The sequence below is a fragment of the Streptomyces tropicalis genome, from assembly GCF_029269835.1.
In the GTDB taxonomy this organism is placed as follows: domain Bacteria; phylum Actinomycetota; class Actinomycetes; order Streptomycetales; family Streptomycetaceae; genus Streptomyces; species Streptomyces tropicalis.
Genome location: NZ_JARJBB010000007.1, coordinates 141,495 through 157,174, shown reverse-complemented (window position 1 = coordinate 157,174; position 15,680 = coordinate 141,495). Strand labels below are relative to the sequence as shown.

The 15,680-nt window shown below is 66.3% G+C and carries 13 protein-coding genes and 3 pseudogenes; 12 read left to right on the top strand and 4 right to left on the bottom strand.

The genetic code is table 11. The features are described 5' to 3' along the window. Positions 1–52 precede the first annotated feature (52 nt). Entirely contained in the window at positions 53–529 is a 477-nt protein-coding gene (locus tag P3H78_RS16210) for a hypothetical protein (RefSeq protein ID WP_276109691.1), read from the top strand. Between the two features lie 12 nt (positions 530–541). Here the strand turns inward: P3H78_RS16210 and P3H78_RS16205 are convergent, their stop codons facing one another. Beyond that, a complete protein-coding gene (locus P3H78_RS16205) occupies positions 542–736 on the bottom strand; it encodes a hypothetical protein (RefSeq protein WP_276109690.1) in 195 nt (64 codons plus the stop codon). Between the two features lie 81 nt (positions 737–817). On the opposite strand from P3H78_RS16205, the gene istA reads away from it, so the two are divergent. Both istA and tpg read left to right on the top strand, forming a co-directional pair. Next, positions 818–1,651 (top strand): IS21 family transposase, encoded by an 834-nt coding sequence (istA, locus tag P3H78_RS16200; RefSeq protein ID WP_276109689.1) that lies wholly within the window; start codon positions 818–820, stop codon positions 1,649–1,651. A 155-nt stretch (positions 1,652–1,806) separates the two neighbouring features. Further along, positions 1,807–2,094 (top strand): annotated as a pseudogene (tpg, locus tag P3H78_RS16195) (telomere-protecting terminal protein Tpg); the annotation flags it as partial. Between the two features lie 206 nt (positions 2,095–2,300). Here the strand turns inward: tpg and P3H78_RS16190 are convergent. Together P3H78_RS16190 and P3H78_RS16185 are read right to left on the bottom strand one after the other, a co-directional pair. Continuing rightward, the gene (locus tag P3H78_RS16190; protein WP_276109688.1) at positions 2,301–3,809 is read right to left on the bottom strand and encodes a carboxylesterase/lipase family protein; all 1,509 of its coding nucleotides are present in this window, start codon (positions 3,807–3,809) and stop codon (positions 2,301–2,303) included. A 454-nt stretch (positions 3,810–4,263) separates the two neighbouring features. Beyond that, positions 4,264–5,080 (bottom strand): annotated as a pseudogene (locus P3H78_RS16185) (IS5 family transposase). 396 nt (positions 5,081–5,476) lie between these two features. Between P3H78_RS16185 and P3H78_RS16180 the strand changes: the two are divergent. Next, a complete protein-coding gene (locus P3H78_RS16180; protein WP_438827977.1) occupies positions 5,477–5,836 on the top strand; it encodes a PPC domain-containing DNA-binding protein in 360 nt (119 codons plus the stop codon). Positions 5,837–5,978: 142 nt separating this feature from the next. On the opposite strand, the pseudogene P3H78_RS16175 reads toward P3H78_RS16180, so the two are convergent. Further along, positions 5,979–6,251 (bottom strand): annotated as a pseudogene (locus tag P3H78_RS16175) (IS982 family transposase); the annotation flags it as partial. Positions 6,252–6,321: 70 nt separating this feature from the next. Between P3H78_RS16175 and P3H78_RS16170 the strand changes: the two are divergent. From P3H78_RS16170 to P3H78_RS16140, 8 genes are all read left to right on the top strand, one after another. Continuing rightward, the gene (locus P3H78_RS16170; protein ID WP_276109686.1) at positions 6,322–6,711 is read left to right on the top strand and encodes a hypothetical protein; all 390 of its coding nucleotides are present in this window, start codon (positions 6,322–6,324) and stop codon (positions 6,709–6,711) included. 279 nt (positions 6,712–6,990) lie between these two features. Continuing rightward, the gene (locus P3H78_RS16165; RefSeq protein WP_276109685.1) at positions 6,991–7,716 is read left to right on the top strand and encodes a hypothetical protein; all 726 of its coding nucleotides are present in this window, start codon (positions 6,991–6,993) and stop codon (positions 7,714–7,716) included. Between the two features lie 329 nt (positions 7,717–8,045). Further along, positions 8,046–8,333: a DDE-type integrase/transposase/recombinase gene (locus P3H78_RS33410; protein ID WP_369015721.1), complete on the top strand. Its 288-nt coding sequence runs from the start codon at positions 8,046–8,048 to the stop codon at positions 8,331–8,333. Continuing rightward, complete coding sequence (locus tag P3H78_RS16160) at positions 8,219–8,509, top strand: integrase core domain-containing protein (protein WP_276109684.1); 291 nt, start codon at positions 8,219–8,221, stop codon at positions 8,507–8,509. The genes P3H78_RS33410 and P3H78_RS16160 overlap by 115 nt, the downstream gene beginning before the upstream one ends. 517 nt (positions 8,510–9,026) lie before the next feature. Beyond that, a complete protein-coding gene (locus P3H78_RS16155; protein ID WP_276109683.1) occupies positions 9,027–9,608 on the top strand; it encodes a hypothetical protein in 582 nt (193 codons plus the stop codon). Beyond that, on the top strand, positions 9,608–10,255 hold the full coding sequence (locus P3H78_RS16150; RefSeq protein WP_276109682.1) for a hypothetical protein: 648 nt from the start codon (positions 9,608–9,610) through the stop codon (positions 10,253–10,255). Before P3H78_RS16155 ends, P3H78_RS16150 begins: the two co-directional genes overlap by 1 nt. Next, positions 10,255–14,955 carry a putative T7SS-secreted protein gene (locus tag P3H78_RS16145; RefSeq protein ID WP_276109681.1) on the top strand — a complete coding sequence of 1,567 codons (4,701 nt, stop codon included), beginning with the start codon at positions 10,255–10,257 and terminating at the stop codon, positions 14,953–14,955. Before P3H78_RS16150 ends, P3H78_RS16145 begins: the two co-directional genes overlap by 1 nt. Further along, positions 14,955–15,236: a hypothetical protein gene (locus P3H78_RS16140; protein ID WP_276109680.1), complete on the top strand. Its 282-nt coding sequence runs from the start codon at positions 14,955–14,957 to the stop codon at positions 15,234–15,236. Before P3H78_RS16145 ends, P3H78_RS16140 begins: the two co-directional genes overlap by 1 nt. The last annotated feature ends 444 nt before the right edge of the window (positions 15,237–15,680 follow it).

Sequence of the window (15,680 nt, the reverse complement as noted above, 5' to 3'; positions counted from 1 at the left end):
CCGACTCTCTGTGTGCGATTTGGCTGCCGGTCAGGGCTTTGAGGAGCTTACGGTGGAGAACTCGTCGCCACTTCCCCCGAACGTCCCCCCGCGCCCGTCCGGCGCTCCCGCCGTGCACATGGCGGGCGACTCGACGGACTCGCCGAACGGCTGGCGGGGTGAGTACGAGAACCACCCGGAGTACCAGCGCATCCTGGTGGGGATGGAGCGGCCTTGGTGGAAGCGGCCGGCGGCCCTGTGGGGCGGCGTCGTCGCTGTTGCCGTTGCCTCGTTCTTCCTGGGCGGTGCCCTCATGGGCTCCGGCAGCAGTTCGGACCCCGCTTCCCCTGCCCCCTGGGTGCAGGGGCAAGTCGACGACCAGTCGCGGAACAACCAGCCGGCTGGGGTGTCCGCCGCGCAGAAGTTCCAGATACTCAACAAGTTCTGCAACCAGCAGGCCGGCGGCCCGTACAACGTCTCGGAGTCGGCGCTCATGGAGTGCAAGAACAGCTACTACGTGACGGACCAGGGTCAGATCCTGCCGAAGTAGCTGGGCCTGAGATCAGGCGGCCGTCACCAGTACGCGCTTGGCCTTCGCCCCGGTGGCCTTCTCGGCCTGGGCGACGGCGAGATGGCGGAAGAGCTTCTGGCCTCGGTGGTCGAGGCCTTCGACCCCTGCACCGATGACGGCACCACCCAGACCACTGATCAGCCCCACCAACGTCCCCGTCTGCACGGTGATCATCTTGCCGGGCAAAGGACGTTGATGGGGCTGATTCCGTCAGGTCCTGTGAGCTTCGGACACCAGGTTCACCAGAGGCCTCGTGGCATGTCGGCGATGGCGCTCCCGATCGCCGACGCGGCGGCCTCCATACGCTTCGCGGCCAGGGAGGCCGTGTTGGCGTTGTCGAGGGCGGAGTTGTTCGCATCGATCCGCCGGGACCTGCGTGAGGATCCGCAATTGTTCCAGCGGCAGGTGGCGGAGCGTTACGGGGTGCACTGGCGGACGGTGCGCCGGGCGGTGAGTTCGGCGGTGCCGCCGGAGCGCAAGGCGGGGTGGCAGCGGGCCTCGGTGCTGAATCCGGCGAAGGACTGGATCGACGCGATGCTGCGGGAGGACCTGTCCGCGCCGCGCAAGCAACGGCACACGGTCAAGCGGATCTTCGAGCGGCTGACGAGCGAGCACGCGTTCACCGAGGCGTCGTACTCGTCGGTGCGGGTCTACGTCGGCCAGCGGCGTCCGCAGATCCTGGCGGAGGAGCGCGAGAAGGCCAAGCACCTGGAGGGGATGGTGCCGCAGGTCCACCTGCCCGGCGAGGAGGCGGAAGTCGACTTCGCGGACGTCTGGGTGCGGGTCCGCGGGCAGGCGGTGAAGTGCGCGCTGTTCACGCTGCGGCTGTCGTTCTCCGGCAAGGCGGTCCATCGGGTGTTCGCCACGCAGGCCCAGGAAGCGTTCCTGGAAGGCCACGTGGAGGCATTTCGGGCGCTGGGCGGGGTGCCGGTCCGGCACATCCGCTACGACAACCTCAAGGACGCGGTCCGCTCGGTCTGCTGGGGCCGCAGTCGGGTGGAGAACGAACGCTGGACCTCGTTTCGGTCGCACTACGGCTTCAAGGCGTTCTATTGCATGCCCGGCATCGACGGGGCCCATGAGAAGGGCGGGGTCGAGTAGGAGCGGGGCAGGTTCCGCCGCCAGCACCTGGTCCCCGTCCCTGACGTCGCGAGCCTGGACCAACTGAACGAGACGATCGCCGCGATCGACCTCGGAAGACGAAAGGATCCTGCACGGCAGGCTGACCACGATCGGCTTCAACTTCGCCGTCGAGGCCAGCGACGACCGGCGGCATCGTCATCGACACCCGGGCCAGGCTCGGCTACACCGCGCCGATCGGCTCGACCGACGACGCCCGCATCCGGCACCTCACCGTCGCGCTACCGCCGCAGTACGCCGCACGGCTCTTCGACGCCCAGCAGGCTGGCGCCGGCGACCAGCAGCTGTAGCAGATCGCCGCCGAGGGGCTCAAGGACATGTACTTCCAGGACAACGGCCGTCGAGCCGGCAGCCTCGAGGAGGTCCGTTTCACGGACATCGAGCACCTGGAGTTCGACCTGTAGCGGCCGCAGCCCCGAACAGCCCACGAAGTGGCGCCACCAAGCAAGTATTCGCCGGAGTTCCGCGAGGAACTCCCGCCCCGCCGCCGCGCCTGTACGGCCGTCGACGGCGGACGCCATCCCGCAAGCACTTTGCGGCCGACCAGAGTCAGAGGCCGTCTGCGGGTCACATCCATCTCGTGCTGCCCAACCAACCCTCTGCCTTTCGCTCAGCGGACTCCGTCCCACGAGGTTCGGAGCGCTCCGCGTGGGTCGGTCTCCACGGCAGCAGGAAAGCCTGTGGCGCCGCCGAAGCGCATCACCGGGCGGTCGGCGTCGTAGCGCGGCCAGCCCGGGTCGCCCGCGGTGGCGAAGGCCACCCATGCGGCGTGCATCGCGTCGGCGACCTGCTGGGGCGGATGCGGACCGAGCAGCCCCACGAAGGCGGGGTCGTCGAGGGCGTCGAAGACGAACGGGAGCTCGCTCGCGTGGCAGGCGCCGAGTTGTCCGTCGAAAGTGGGGGGTTGCCAGGCGAACTCGTAGACGTAGGCGCGCGCGCCGTGCCGGGACTGCGCGTCGGCGAGGCGCAGTGCCGGGATGCGGTAGAACCAGTCGGTGGCGATCTCGGCGAGCAGCAGCCCCGGAGAGGCTTCCTCGAAGGCCGCGCGGTAGGCGGCGACACCCTCGACGGGCTTGAGTCCGTACCCTGTCGCCGCGCGTTCCAGCATCTCCTCGCCGACGAGTGCCGACATGCCGGTGGGGACGAGGAACAGGCGATACTCGTCGCGGTTGGTCCCGACCAGTACGTCAATGCCCGCGGCCGCGCCCGCGTCGATCGCGTCTACGGGCGGGGTCGGCAGTGTGCGGCCGTCGACGACCGGTTCGAATGGCATCAGGTTGTGCACGGCCTCGCCCCACAGCCGGGGGTCGGGGCGTGCGGAGATCTCGGCGCGCAGCCGCTGTTGCGCGGGCAGTAGTCGCTTGGGCGGGACCTCGCCGATGGCGGCACGGGTCGGTGGCACGCCGAGGATCTGGGCCAGCCGGTTGCCGACCAGGGCGGCGGAGGTGGGCGAGAGGGTGTGGTGTGCGGCGCCGCTCTGCAGGACGGCACGGTGGAACAGGCCGCGGGCGGCCGGCATGGCGAGCAGCGTGCCGATGCTCATGGCGCCCGCGGACTCGCCGAAAACGGTGACGGCCTCGGGATCCCCGCCGAAGCCGCCGATGTTGTCACGGACCCATTCGAGCGCGGCGATCTGGTCGAGCAGGCCGAGGTTGGCTGTCGCCTCGCTGTGGTCGGTCGCTAGGTGCAGGAAGCCCTCGACGCCCAGGCGGTAGTTGAGCGTGACCAGCACGACCCCGTCGCGGGCGAAGGCGGTGCCGTCGTAACACGGCGCAGAGCCGGAGCCGTTGGCGAAAGCGCCGCCGTGCAGCCATACCATGACCGGGAGTCGGCCTGCCGGGTCCGGGGTCCACACGTTCAGGTTCAGGAAGTCCTCGCCCGGGATGTCGACCTCGGGGATCAGCTGGTCGAACGGCGGGGCGTAGGGCGACTTGGGAGCGGTCGGGCCGTAGTCCACGGCGTCGCGCACACCGTTCCAGGGCCGGGGTGGCAGGGGCGGCCGGAAGCGGAGCTCGCCGAGTGGTGGTATGGCGTAGGGGACACCCTTGAACGCGGCGATGCCCGAAGGGCCGAGGGTGCCGCGTACGGAGCCGTATCGGGTGTGGACGACCGGATGCATGGCGCTCCTCGGTACGGGGGGAAGTGGAACCGATCATCGCGCATCGTGCACTTGGGAACTGGCAGAGCCGCAGGCTCCGCTACTTCAGAACCCAGCGGGGACAGACCGTCGAGGGCGTGTCCTTCAGTCGGCATGGGCCCACGCTCCTCGCGGCGCGTGGGCCCTTCCAGCCCTTCCAGCAAGAATCGAAAACGAGCACACGTCGGAGGCCGGCATGCTCACGGGCATCGGCGGGAAAGTGGCACTTCGGCTGAATCTGGAGCCGTCCCCTCCTCGGGAAGCTGTATCGGCGCTGAGACACCGGGAACGCAGTGCCGGGCAACGCGTTGGGAAGAACCGTGGAAGCTGACGTCCCGGTCGCCGCAGGCCGATCGGCTGGCGCACTTTGATCCCGCCATTTCAGGAGGAAACATGGTCTACGGATTGCTGGCGATTGCGGTACTAAGACCGTGTCCTACATGGTCAGCTTGAGGAGCCGTTTGTAGCAGCAGAGGGCGGCTGCCAGTCCAAGAAACGCCAGGTAGTTGCCGGGTTCGCGCTCGTAGCGGTGGTTGAGGCGACGGTAGCCGGTCAGCCACGACATGGTGCGTTCGATGACCCACCGGCGGCGGCCGAGTCGTTCGCTGGAGTCGATGCCCTTGCGGGCGATGCGGACGCCGATGCGCTTGCCCCAGAGCCATCGTCGCAGATGAGGGATGTCGTAGGCCTTGTCGGCATGAAGACGTACGGGCTTGGAATCGGCGGCATGGGGTTCGTGTCCCATGTGGAAATGGGACAGCATCGGCTTCAGGGCCTGACTGTCGTGGGTGTTGCCGGCGGAGAGTCCGACGCGTAGGGGCAGTCCGTCCGCGTCGGACAGGACGTGCATCTTGGAACCGGGCTTACCCCGGTCCACGGGGCTCGGACCTGCAAGTTCGCCCCCTTTTTCGCGCGGACGTGAGCCGAGTCGAGGACCGCGCGGGACAAGTCCACCAAGCCGTTCTCGTCCAGGAGCTGGAGAACCCTCTGGTGCAGCCGGCCCCACACCCCGGCTCTGGACCAGATCAGGAACCGGCGATGGACGGTCGACTTCGACGCGCCGGTTAGCAGGGCGGCAGTGCCCGCCAGGCACAGCCGCTGACCAACACGTCGATGATCGCGGCGAACACCGCCTCATCATCGATGTTCGCGACCCCGCCGCCCTGCGGTCGCACCCGCGCAGGCGGCAGCAACGGCCTCGCCAACTCCCACAGACCATCCGGAACGATCCAACCCCACCGCCCACTCCCCATACCGCACTCAACGACCAACCGACCATGTAGGACACGGTCTAAGACCATGTAGGACACGGTCTTAGGGGGGTGGAGGCCGGCGGCGGCCCGGAGGGCTCCGATCCCATTCGGTCCGGCGGGACTCGGTTCCGTCGGTGGCCCCTGACGGTGTAGCGGCGCATCCTTGAGTTGAGTTACTCGGGGTGTGCCGCCACTGCCTGCTGTGACCTGGTGGTTACGACCTGCAGCGGCGCTTTCGCCTTCTTTGTGACGTACTCCCTACCACCGAGTCACCTCCGGGACTGCTCCCTTGCGGCCCCGGTCTGCGCAGACTGGGCATAGTCGTCGAGCCGGTCGGCTATGCCGTGTTGCCCAAGTTGCTGCAGAACACCCAGCAGGGAGGACTTCTTCGAGGCGTTGTCCACCTTCTGCCGGGACAACGGCATACGGCAGGGCTACATCCCCTCGTTCATCGGAGCCTTCGCGGAGGCCGAGATCGTGGATGCCTACGAGAAGCTCGCGGACCCGGACGCACCGGTCTGGGCTTCGATGCGTTCGGCGCCGGCACCCTCGCCCATGACCCGGCCACAGATACTCCCGCACATCCATGTCTCCGCCGGCCTGAAGGCCCAGTCGGCCGATGGCAGGACGAGCCATCTCCTCAGCGCCAAGGTCCAGTTCCTCAGCGAGCTGCTGATCGTGGAGGTCACGTCGCCCACGATGACCCGGCCCCGGAACCCCGACCTCTACGACGTCCCGCTGCTCACGTTCGGCTGACCGGAAGGAGCCGGCGAAGCCAGGGGTGGTGGGGCGCGATCACCTTGATCGCGTCTGCCAGCCATGCGCGTGTCGGAGCGTCGAGCAGCGGCAGTACCGCTTCGAAGTCGATTTCGTCCTTCTCCCGGGTCGCCTTCGCCTTGGCGACCTTGCGCAGCCGCTTGTTGTAGCCGGGCTGCTGGGGCAGGTAGGGGAAGAGGTGGCGCAGGTGGGCACGGGTATGGCGGAGCCATTTGGCCTCGGAGGTGTAGCCGAGTATGGCCTGCATCGTGGCGAGGGCGACCAGTTCGGCATCGCTCAGGCGGGGCGTATTGCCGACCGACGGGCGCCACGGCGCCAGGTCGGGATGCTCCTTCAGCATGTCGTCGGTCGTCGCATAGAGTGCCGTCGCGAGGGTGTCCACGTCGTTCGTCACAAAACGATCTTGGACACCCTCGTTCTCGTCTCCGCGGGCACCCCTTGGACCACACCACCAGGAGGAACCAGTGTCATACCCGCAACTGCTCACCCCCGAGGAGAAGCTCGCCGACGCGAAGAAGCTGTTGAGCCTCCCGCGTATCGTCGTGATCTGCGGCTCCACCCGCTTCATGACCGAGATGACCGAGGCCGATCTGCGGGAGACCAAAGCCGGAAAGATTATCGTCAAACCGGCCTGTGACATGAAGTCGCCGCACAAACTTTGGTCCGATCCTGTCGAGGCCGAGGCGTTGAAGGCTCGACTCGACGATCTGCACCGGGCGAAGATCCGGCTCGCTGATGAGGTGCTCATAGTCGGCGACTACATCGGAGACAGCACCCGAGCCGAAATCGCCTACGCTCGGTCGCTGGGCAAGCCCGTGCGGTTCACGCACCCCGAAGTCGACCCTGACGCCTGACCGCCTGCTGCCACCTCGACAACCAGGGCCGGCAGCCCGCTGCCTGACTGTCTCGCGGTGGCTTCGGCCGCCGCCCACCCCACACCCTCCGCAGGCATCCCTTGGAATTGGTCATCTAGCCGTCTGAGTACGGGTACTCATGCCCGGTCCGGCCGTCCTGGTGGACAGTGACGGTCGGATCGGGCGTACGGCGATGGAGAGGTAGCTGCTGATGAGAGGCGGACAATTATGAGGGGCTTTGCGCGGCGTGTCGTCGGCCTGAGGAGCGTGTGGGGGCCGTTGGCGGTGATCGTCCTATTCGCTGTCTCGGCCTGTTCCTCGACTCCGGACCGTGCCGTCAGCGACAGGCAGCTGCGCAAGTTCGGGGAGAGCGGCCAGGCGGTGCGGGCCCGGGAGCGGGCGGAGCAGCGGCTTCGGGGCGTGGCACGGGCATACGCCGATCGCACACCCCTGTCGCTCGGCCTGGTCGTGGTGCACGACGTGTGCGTGCCGGGGTCGGGACCGGGGTGGTTCTTCCAGCAGAAGACCGACGCTTACAAGGTCATCTGCTCGATGAACATCACCGCCTACTACGGTGCCGACTCCAGGCATATGGGCGACACTCTCGACGGGATCCTGACTGCGGGTGACCATGCCCGTTCCGGGCCGGCCGGGTTCGGAGATCCCATCCCGTTCACGCACGATGACGACGGAAGGCGGTTCGTCGCCTACTACCGGGGGCACGGCCCGAACCGCCAGGGTTCGCCGGCCACGGAATCGACCAGGCTGGCCGTCTCCGGACAGACGCTGACCTGGGACACGACACGCGGCGGCGGCCTGCGCCGGCTGGTCGAGGAGCCCTACGCCGGTCTCGTCGACGATCCGCCGGTGTCCCGCGTGGTCCGTGACCCGAAGGCCGCCACGGTCGCTGCCATCCGGAAACGGTACGGCCTGGTGTTCAAGCTGGAACTCCCCTACAGCGACTATTACGGGGTGCTCAAGAACGGTCGGACGCGCACTGAGTGACGTTGGTGCCGGCCAGGCATGGCTCATCAGCTCGCGCATGCACGCGCGCGGCCGGACATGCCACGGACTACGAGATGTCCATGATCGCGAGAGCAGTTGTCAACGTCCCTGGAGTTCGGTGAAGTTCTATTCCCCGTCGGGTACCGGCGGAGCCATACGGCTGAACCGCCGATGGACATGCCGGATCTGTCAGTGTTGGGGAAACTGACCCCCGACGGCAACGACTGACGAGCGGGAGCCCGACGCGATGACGCGCATGTCCATCGCGGCGTGCCTGGGCGAGGACTTCCTCGCCCAGGCACTGCACCGCGAACACCGCCACGTACTGCGTGGACGCCTTCTCCCGGCGGATCCTGGGCTGGAAGGCCGCCCGGAACAAGCACACCGCGCTGGTCCTCGACGTGGTCGAACAAGCCCTGTGGCAGCGCGGCTGCCGCAAGAAGCAGCAGGTCAACGGGGGGCTGATTCATCACTCGGATGCCGGCAGTCAGTACACGTCCTCGTGTTCACCGAGCGCCTGGCCCAGGCAGGCATCGCGCCCTCGATCGGAACCGTCGCCGACGCATACGACGATGCCCTCGCCGAGTCCACCATCGGCCTGTTCAAGACCGAGCTGATCAACCGCCGAGGACCGTGGAAGATCTTCACCGACGTGGAGTTCGCCACCGCTGAGTGGACCGACTTGTACAACCACCGCCGGCTCCACGGCGCCCTCGCCCACACCTCACCGACCGAGTACGAAACCGCCTACCATCGCCACCACACCCGCGCTGACGAAACCGTCCGCGCGTGACATCGCAGCTCTATACCGAACCCGGAACGGTTCAGTTATCTCCACTGGACCTAATGTTGGTCAGCGCCGCCTTGGAGCGCGTGCCGTTGTGTGAGTCCCGGAGGCCCTCGGCCTTGGTGCGGCCCGCAGCTCGTCGATCAACTGGTCGTCCACGGCCTTCGCCTTCGAAGCCTTCGTAGGCTCGACGGCCTCGGAGTCGATACATTCTCACTGGTCATCGATGGATCTTCCATGATCGAGAGTTACACTGAACGATCTTCAGTCCCGCTTGAGGATCCCTTTGGTCATCCTTGGCAGGCGGATGGTTGCAGTGGGTTATCAGATCTTGCGAACATACTGAAGTTTGATCATGGAACGGGGTTGACAGGTGGCCCGCGACGGGGACTCGATCGTGGACGAGCCAGGAGAGATGTTGGGGGACCGCCGGGACCCTGAGGCCGTGAGGCGGGCCGAGCGGCATGAAGATCCCAGCGAGGTGACCACAAGGGGCGTTGCGCCGAGGCCGCCACGGTCGCGCTTGACGGACATCGCCGATCAAACGGTGATTCGTAGCAGTGCCGAGGAGTCGAAGGGCGGTGGGGGCGCCGCCCCCTCGGGTGCCACCGCGTCGGCGGACGTCGACGCACCTGCCGACCGGGGGACCGTCCCGGCTCGCGTCGAGGCGGTCTCTGAGGGGGAGGCCGCGCAGGTGCGGGCGGGTCAGCATCGATTCCGTGTGAAGCTGGGCGAGTTCCGGCGGTCAAGAGTGCTGGTGCCGGTGGGCACGTTGCCTGGGCCGGACGCCGAGGAGGTCCCCTTGACGGTGGACATGGGCGCAGTGCGCTGGATCCTGGCATTCACCAGTGAGAGGGCGCTGGCACGGTATGCGGTGGCCCGAGGGGCTGATGGAGGGCCATGGCAGTACAGGGGCGTGTGGGGTGCCGCTCTGCTCGACGCGGCCGTACCGGCGGTGGCCGAGTCGGGTGTGCCGTGCGGCGTGCTGGTAGACGCGGCCGACGGTGCACACGCACTGGTGCTGCCGCCAGTGGCCCAAGTAGTGCTCGAGGGGGTCGCGGTGAACGGGCCGGACCATCGTGAGGACGGGGAGGCAGGGCGGTAGTGGAGAGGACGATCAGTGCCGACGGGGCGAGTGCGGGTGGGACTCCCGATCTGCGGGCCATCGGGTTGGCGCTGATCGCCGACGGGATCGACAGGGCTCTCAGCGAGTTGGGGAAGCTGGGGCTCATTGACGACGCGGGCCGGTCAGGCACGGGGCGCGGTTTCGACGACCTGGAGATGGACGGTATGACCGTCGGCGACGAGACCGTCGGCGCCGCTTTTCACTCGTTCTGCGAGCGCTGGCAATGGGGGGTGAGAGCCCTGATCGACGAGGGAAACGCATTCGCGGCGGGCGTCGGCCTCGCGGCGGGGACGATGTATCAGACGGACCAGACCGTGGAGAACTCGTTTAAGGTTGGCCTGAACTCCCTGGAGGGGAATCCGTACGCCTCCGAGCAGCAGATCGACCAGGAGGGCTGGGGGCAGCTGGCCACGCCCGGCTGGCTGCATCCGGACTACAGCGAGAAGTCGTTCCGAAACGGTCTCACAGCCTCTGAGCAGTCCCTTAAGGGAATGGGACGTGACCTGGCGACAGCGGAGGCGGTGCCGGGCGTGGAAGTCGCGCCGACTCTTGCCGGGATGGACGAGGACCAGTACAACGCCGCGCTGGATGCAACGTTCGGCCCGCAGCAGGAGGGGCAGGGCTGATGTCAAGCTGGGGCAAGTACGGCGGCGAACTTTTGAGCGGGGGCAAGAGCCTCTTCGACCACGCCAAGCGGGCGACGGGAGAGGTGGTTGACGAGGGAGCCGACCTCACGGGCGACGTGCTCGACGAGGTCGGCGCGCACGGCGCGGCACAGAAGGTGCGCCACGGTGGCGACCGGGTCGCCTCCTATCTCGGTGCGCACGTGGCCGAACGGCAGTTGGGGCCCGATGTCGAACCGGCGGATCTGATCCACGGCAAGCCGACGACAATCCGTGAGAAGGCCAAGCACCTGATGGTGTTCGCCGTGGCCTTCGAGGAGGTCGGCGTGGGCATGAAGGCTGTCGACTCGGACGGTTGGAACGGCAAGGCCGCGGATACCTTCCGCGAGAAGTTCGCTCTGCATCCCACCAAGTGGCTGCAGGCCGCGGCAGCCTTCCAGCAGGGGGCCACGGCACTGAACGCTCTGGCCGACACTGTCGAATGGGCCCAAGGGCAGGCGCGGGAAGCGATCCGCCTTTACAAGCAGGGCAAGTCCGCCTCCGACGAGTACCGCAAGCAGGTCGACTCGTACGACCACAAAGTGGAACAGGGCAGCGACGACCCCGGGCCACGTCCTTCGGGGAAGGATCCCGGCGAGCACGCGATGAAGGAGGCGCAGGAGGTCCTGGACGCGGCCCGGCGGCAGCGGAACGAGGTCGCCGGGGAGACGGAGACCAAGCTGAGGGCTGCGCTGCAGCATGCGCCGACGGAGCCTTCGGTCGTCCAGCAGTTGAAGCTGGACGGGATGGATCTCCTGGCGTCCGACTCCATCGATGCGGCACATTTCCTCGGTGGTGCCGTCAAAGGGACGGCGGGCATCGTGAACTTCTTCCGCAGCCTCGACCCCATGGACCCCTACAACCTGACGCATCCGGCCGCCTTCCTGCAGAACAAGGTGCAGTTGCTCGGAGGAGTGGTCAGTATGGCCACGCATCCCGACCGCGCCCTCCAATCGGCCTGGAAGTCGTTCTCGTCGGACCCGGCCAACTTCTTCGGGGAGCTGGCCCCCCAAGCCGTGCTGGCCGTGGCGACAGACGGAGCCGGAGCGGTCGCGGACGATGGAGTGCTCGCCGCCGACGGCGCGGAGGCAGCTGCCGGAGAGGCTGAGGTCGAACCCGGGGCCGCCGAGAGTCACGCTCCGGGTGATGTGGAGTTTGGGGGCACGGATCCGATCAACCTCGCCACCGGCAAGATGTTCCTGGACCAGACCGATGTGTCGCTGCCCGGTCCCATGCGGTTCGCGTTCAAACGCCGGGTGGAGTCGGGCTTCACGTACGGGCGTTGGCTCGGCCCTTCATGGGCCAGCACCGTTGACCAGCGACTGGACATCACCTCTGCGGGCATCATCTTCCTGCACGAAGACGGGATGCGGCTCTTCTATCCACACCCGGCACCCGGCCTGCCCGTCATGCCGGCGCACGGCCCGCGTTGGCCCCTGAGCCGCGAGGCGGACGGCTACACCGTCATCGACCCACAGACGGGGCGGCTATGGCACTTCGCCGAGCAGGACGAGAACCTGGCCGCGCTGGTGCAGATCGACGACAGCAACGGCAACTGGGTCACCTTCGAGTACGACGAGGCGGGAGTTCCGTCAGCCATCGTCCACAGTGGTGGGTACCGTCTGCGGATCGACAGTGCGGACGGGCTGGTCACCGGCGTGTACCTGATCGGTGGGGCAGCGGACGGAACCGATCTTCAGCTGATCCGGTACCAGTATGCGCAGGGGAACCTCACCGAGGTCACGAATTCGTCGGGGCTGCCTCTCAAGTTTGGTTACGACGAGGCGCGCCGCGTCACGTCGTGGACAGACACCAACGGGCACGCCTATGAGTACGCGTACGACGACAGGGACCGCTGCATCGCGCAGGGCAGCACCGAAGGGCACATGGGGCTCCAGCTGTCCTACAGCGACAGATGCCCGGAAACCGGGCTGCGGACCACGAAGGCCGTCAACGGCGAGGGCGCGGTACGTCAGTACTTCGTCAACGACCGGTACCAGGTTGTCGCCATCGTGGACCCGGCCGGAAGCACCAGGCGCTTCGCCCGCGACCGGTGCAACCGTCTGCTCTCCGAGACCGACGCCGTCGGCCGCACGACGTCCTACCGGTACGACGACCTGGGGAACCTGACGGAGATCATCCGCCCAGATGGTAGGCGAACGACATTTTTCTACGACGCCCGCGGACTGCTCACCCGTGTGGTGCGCCCTGACGGGAGCACGGTCCGTCAGGAGTTCGACGACCGCGGGAACCGGACATCGGTAGCCGATTCAAACGGCGGCGTAACCACTTTCACCTACGATGAGTGCGGGCGTCTGTCCGCGCTGCGTGACCAGTATGGACGCGTGACCCGGATACGGTGTGATGCCGCCGGCCTGCCCGCCGAGGTGCATGACCATATGGGCAGGGTCATGCGATACGAGCGGGATGCGCTCGGCCGCGTCGTGTCTATTACGGACCCCTTGGGCGCGACCGGGAAAATGGAATGGTCCGTAGAGGGTAAAATTACTCGCCGATTGAATCCGGACGGGTCCGAGGAAACGTGGACCTATGACGGCGAAGGCAACTGCCTTACGCACACCGACACGATCGGCGGAGTCACCTATTTCGAGTATGCACAGTTCGACCTGCTGGCCGCGCGCGTCGATCCTGACGGCTCTCGTTACGAGTTCGAGTACGACAAAGAACTCCGTCTCACCCGTGTGACCAACCCCCATGGGCAGATCTGGACGTATGAATATGATGTGGTCGGACGCCTGGCCACTGAATCCGACTTCGGTGGGCGAGTCAATCGATATACCTACAATGCGGCCGGCGAACTGGTCTCCCGCACGAATGCACTCGGCCAGGCCGTCACCTTCGAACACAACGAGATGGGGCAGGTCGTACGCAAGAACGTAGACGGGGAGGTGATGAAATACACTTACGACTTCACCGACCAGATCGCCCAGGCGGAAAATTCTCGCACGAAACTGACCCTGCTGCGCGACCGGAACGGACTCCTGCTGTCCGAGCGGATCAACGGCCGCGAAGTGGCGTATCAGTATGATGAGTTCGGGAAACTGAGCCGGCGCACAACGCCCTCGGGTGCCCAAAGTGTTTGGGAATACGATTCGGCGGGGAACCCATGTCGGCTGACGGTCGACGGCCGTGGCATCGCGTTGGAATATGACCAGGTCGGCCGCGAAATCAGTCGCCGGTTCGACCAGTCCTTGAGTATCTCTCGATCGTTCGACGCGATGAACCGGCTGATCTCGCAGACGGTGGACCATGCGCGTGGACGTGTCCAGTCGAGGACCTACGAGTACCGTCCGGACGGCAGCCTGACCGAGGTCGCCGACCAGCTGGACGGCGTTCGGCACTATGAACTCGATCCGGCGGGCAGGACGACTCGGGTCACTGGGGACGGGTGGGCGGAGTCCTACGCGTATGACAGGCTCGGCAACCAGGTGGCGGCCGCCTGGCCCGCGCGGCAGTTCGGCGACGAGGGGTGCGGCGACCGCGCCCACCGGGGCACCGACGTCGTGCGCGCCGGCCGGATCCGCTACGAGCACGACGCCGCCGGACGCGTAGTACTCCGCCAGAGGACGCGGCTTTCCCGCAAGCCGGACACGTGGCGATACAGCTGGGACGCGGAGGACCGGCTCACCCAGGTCAGCACCCCGGACGGCACCGTTTGGCGATACCAGTACGACGCCTTGGGCCGGCGCGTCAGCAAGCAGCACATCTCCGCGAACGGTACCGACGTGCTGGAACAGGTGGAGTTCAGCTGGGACAGTGTCTCCCTCTGTGAGCAGACGACCAGCTGGGGGAACTCGGGCGACTCGGTGACGCTGACATGGCACCTCAATGGTGTCGAGGCGATCGCCCAGAGCGAGCGAAAGACCGTGGCCGGAGCTTCACAGGAGGAGATAGACGCCCGGTTCTTCGCCATCGTATCCGATCTCTCCGGGTCTCCCTGTGAACTGGTCGACGAATCCGGAGAAATAGCCTGGCACGCCCGGTCCACGAACTGGGGAAAACTGTCCTGGTCGGTGGAGAGTCGTGCGTACACGCCACTTCGTTTCCCGGGACAGTATTTCGACTCCGAGTCCGGCCTGAATTATAATTACCTTAGGTATTACGACCCCGAAGTGGGCAGATACATCAGTCTGGACCCCCTGGGGCTCGCTCCGGCGGCCAATCCTGTCGGGTATGTGGACCGGCCTGCTGTTTCTTGTGACCCCCTCGGGCTCGCACCTCAGAAGTCACCCCTCCCGGCCAACCCGTACGACACTCCCAACTTTCCCGATCAGGCGAAGTTGTTCAACCCCGAGGGCGGGAACACGAACTGCACCTTCGTTGCCGACGCATTCGAACGCTACATGCGCGGAGAGGGGATTCACCCCGTATCGGGAGATATGGGAGGACTGCAGTCCCTGGACCGTCTGGAGAATGCGTACGGATCGAGCTTCGAGAGAACCAATTTCGCCAAAATGGTCGAGCATATCCACGATGCCGGAGACGGCGCTCGCGGTATCGTGGCGGCGCGGCCCGGCAAGGGTATGCCAGGTCATGTTTTCAATGTAATAAATCAACAGGGCAGAGTGGTCTTCATTGACATGCAGACAGGCTTCGTCGACCCTGCCTATTTCAAGATATTCAAGCTGTTGAGGACAAACTGATGTACACGATTGAACAAGCAGAGCGCATTGCGGCGGATTATCTCCGGCAGATCTCTGCCGATTGGGACAATGAAGTTGCCCTGTTCGGAGATGATGAGTGCAGGGCGAAGAAAGGTGACTTCTTCTACTTTGCCTTCCAGTCGGCGAAATATATTGCCACCGATGACGATAAGTACTTCCTTTACGGGCCCTGTCAGATTGCGGTACACAGTGTGACCGGTGAATGCCGACTGCTGAGCGTCCAGGAATCACTCGCAGTCGATCCATTCAACGCGCGGTAGGCGGCAGGACCCCCGCCCAGGTGTAGGCCGCCGACCTCACGGCCAGACCGCCCGTCACCCGCTCCCCGCGCCCGCGGGGATGGTCCCTCCATCGACGTCAACGGCGTGCAGCCGAACGCGTGCTCCCCGCGCACGTGGGGTTGGTCCCGCAAGCACCAGGGCAGCGTCTTTGCACCAGACGCTTCAATGCCGGGGACGACGCCGGTTCCCACAAGCCCGTGCTCGAGGAGGCGTCCGAGTGAGCCGCTGGGCCACTCGGGCGACGCCCCGATGCCACGGCAGTGGGCCCAAGTGACACGGCTTTCGGAGGATCCCAGCTGGGCGTCGCCCGGGGACGGCGCAACGCAGCGGCCTGCTCAGGACCGAGGTCTATGGGGCTTGACCATGTCGCCGCCACGAAGCCGGTGCGCCCGCCCAGTGCCCAGAACAGATGGGCAGCCGCGG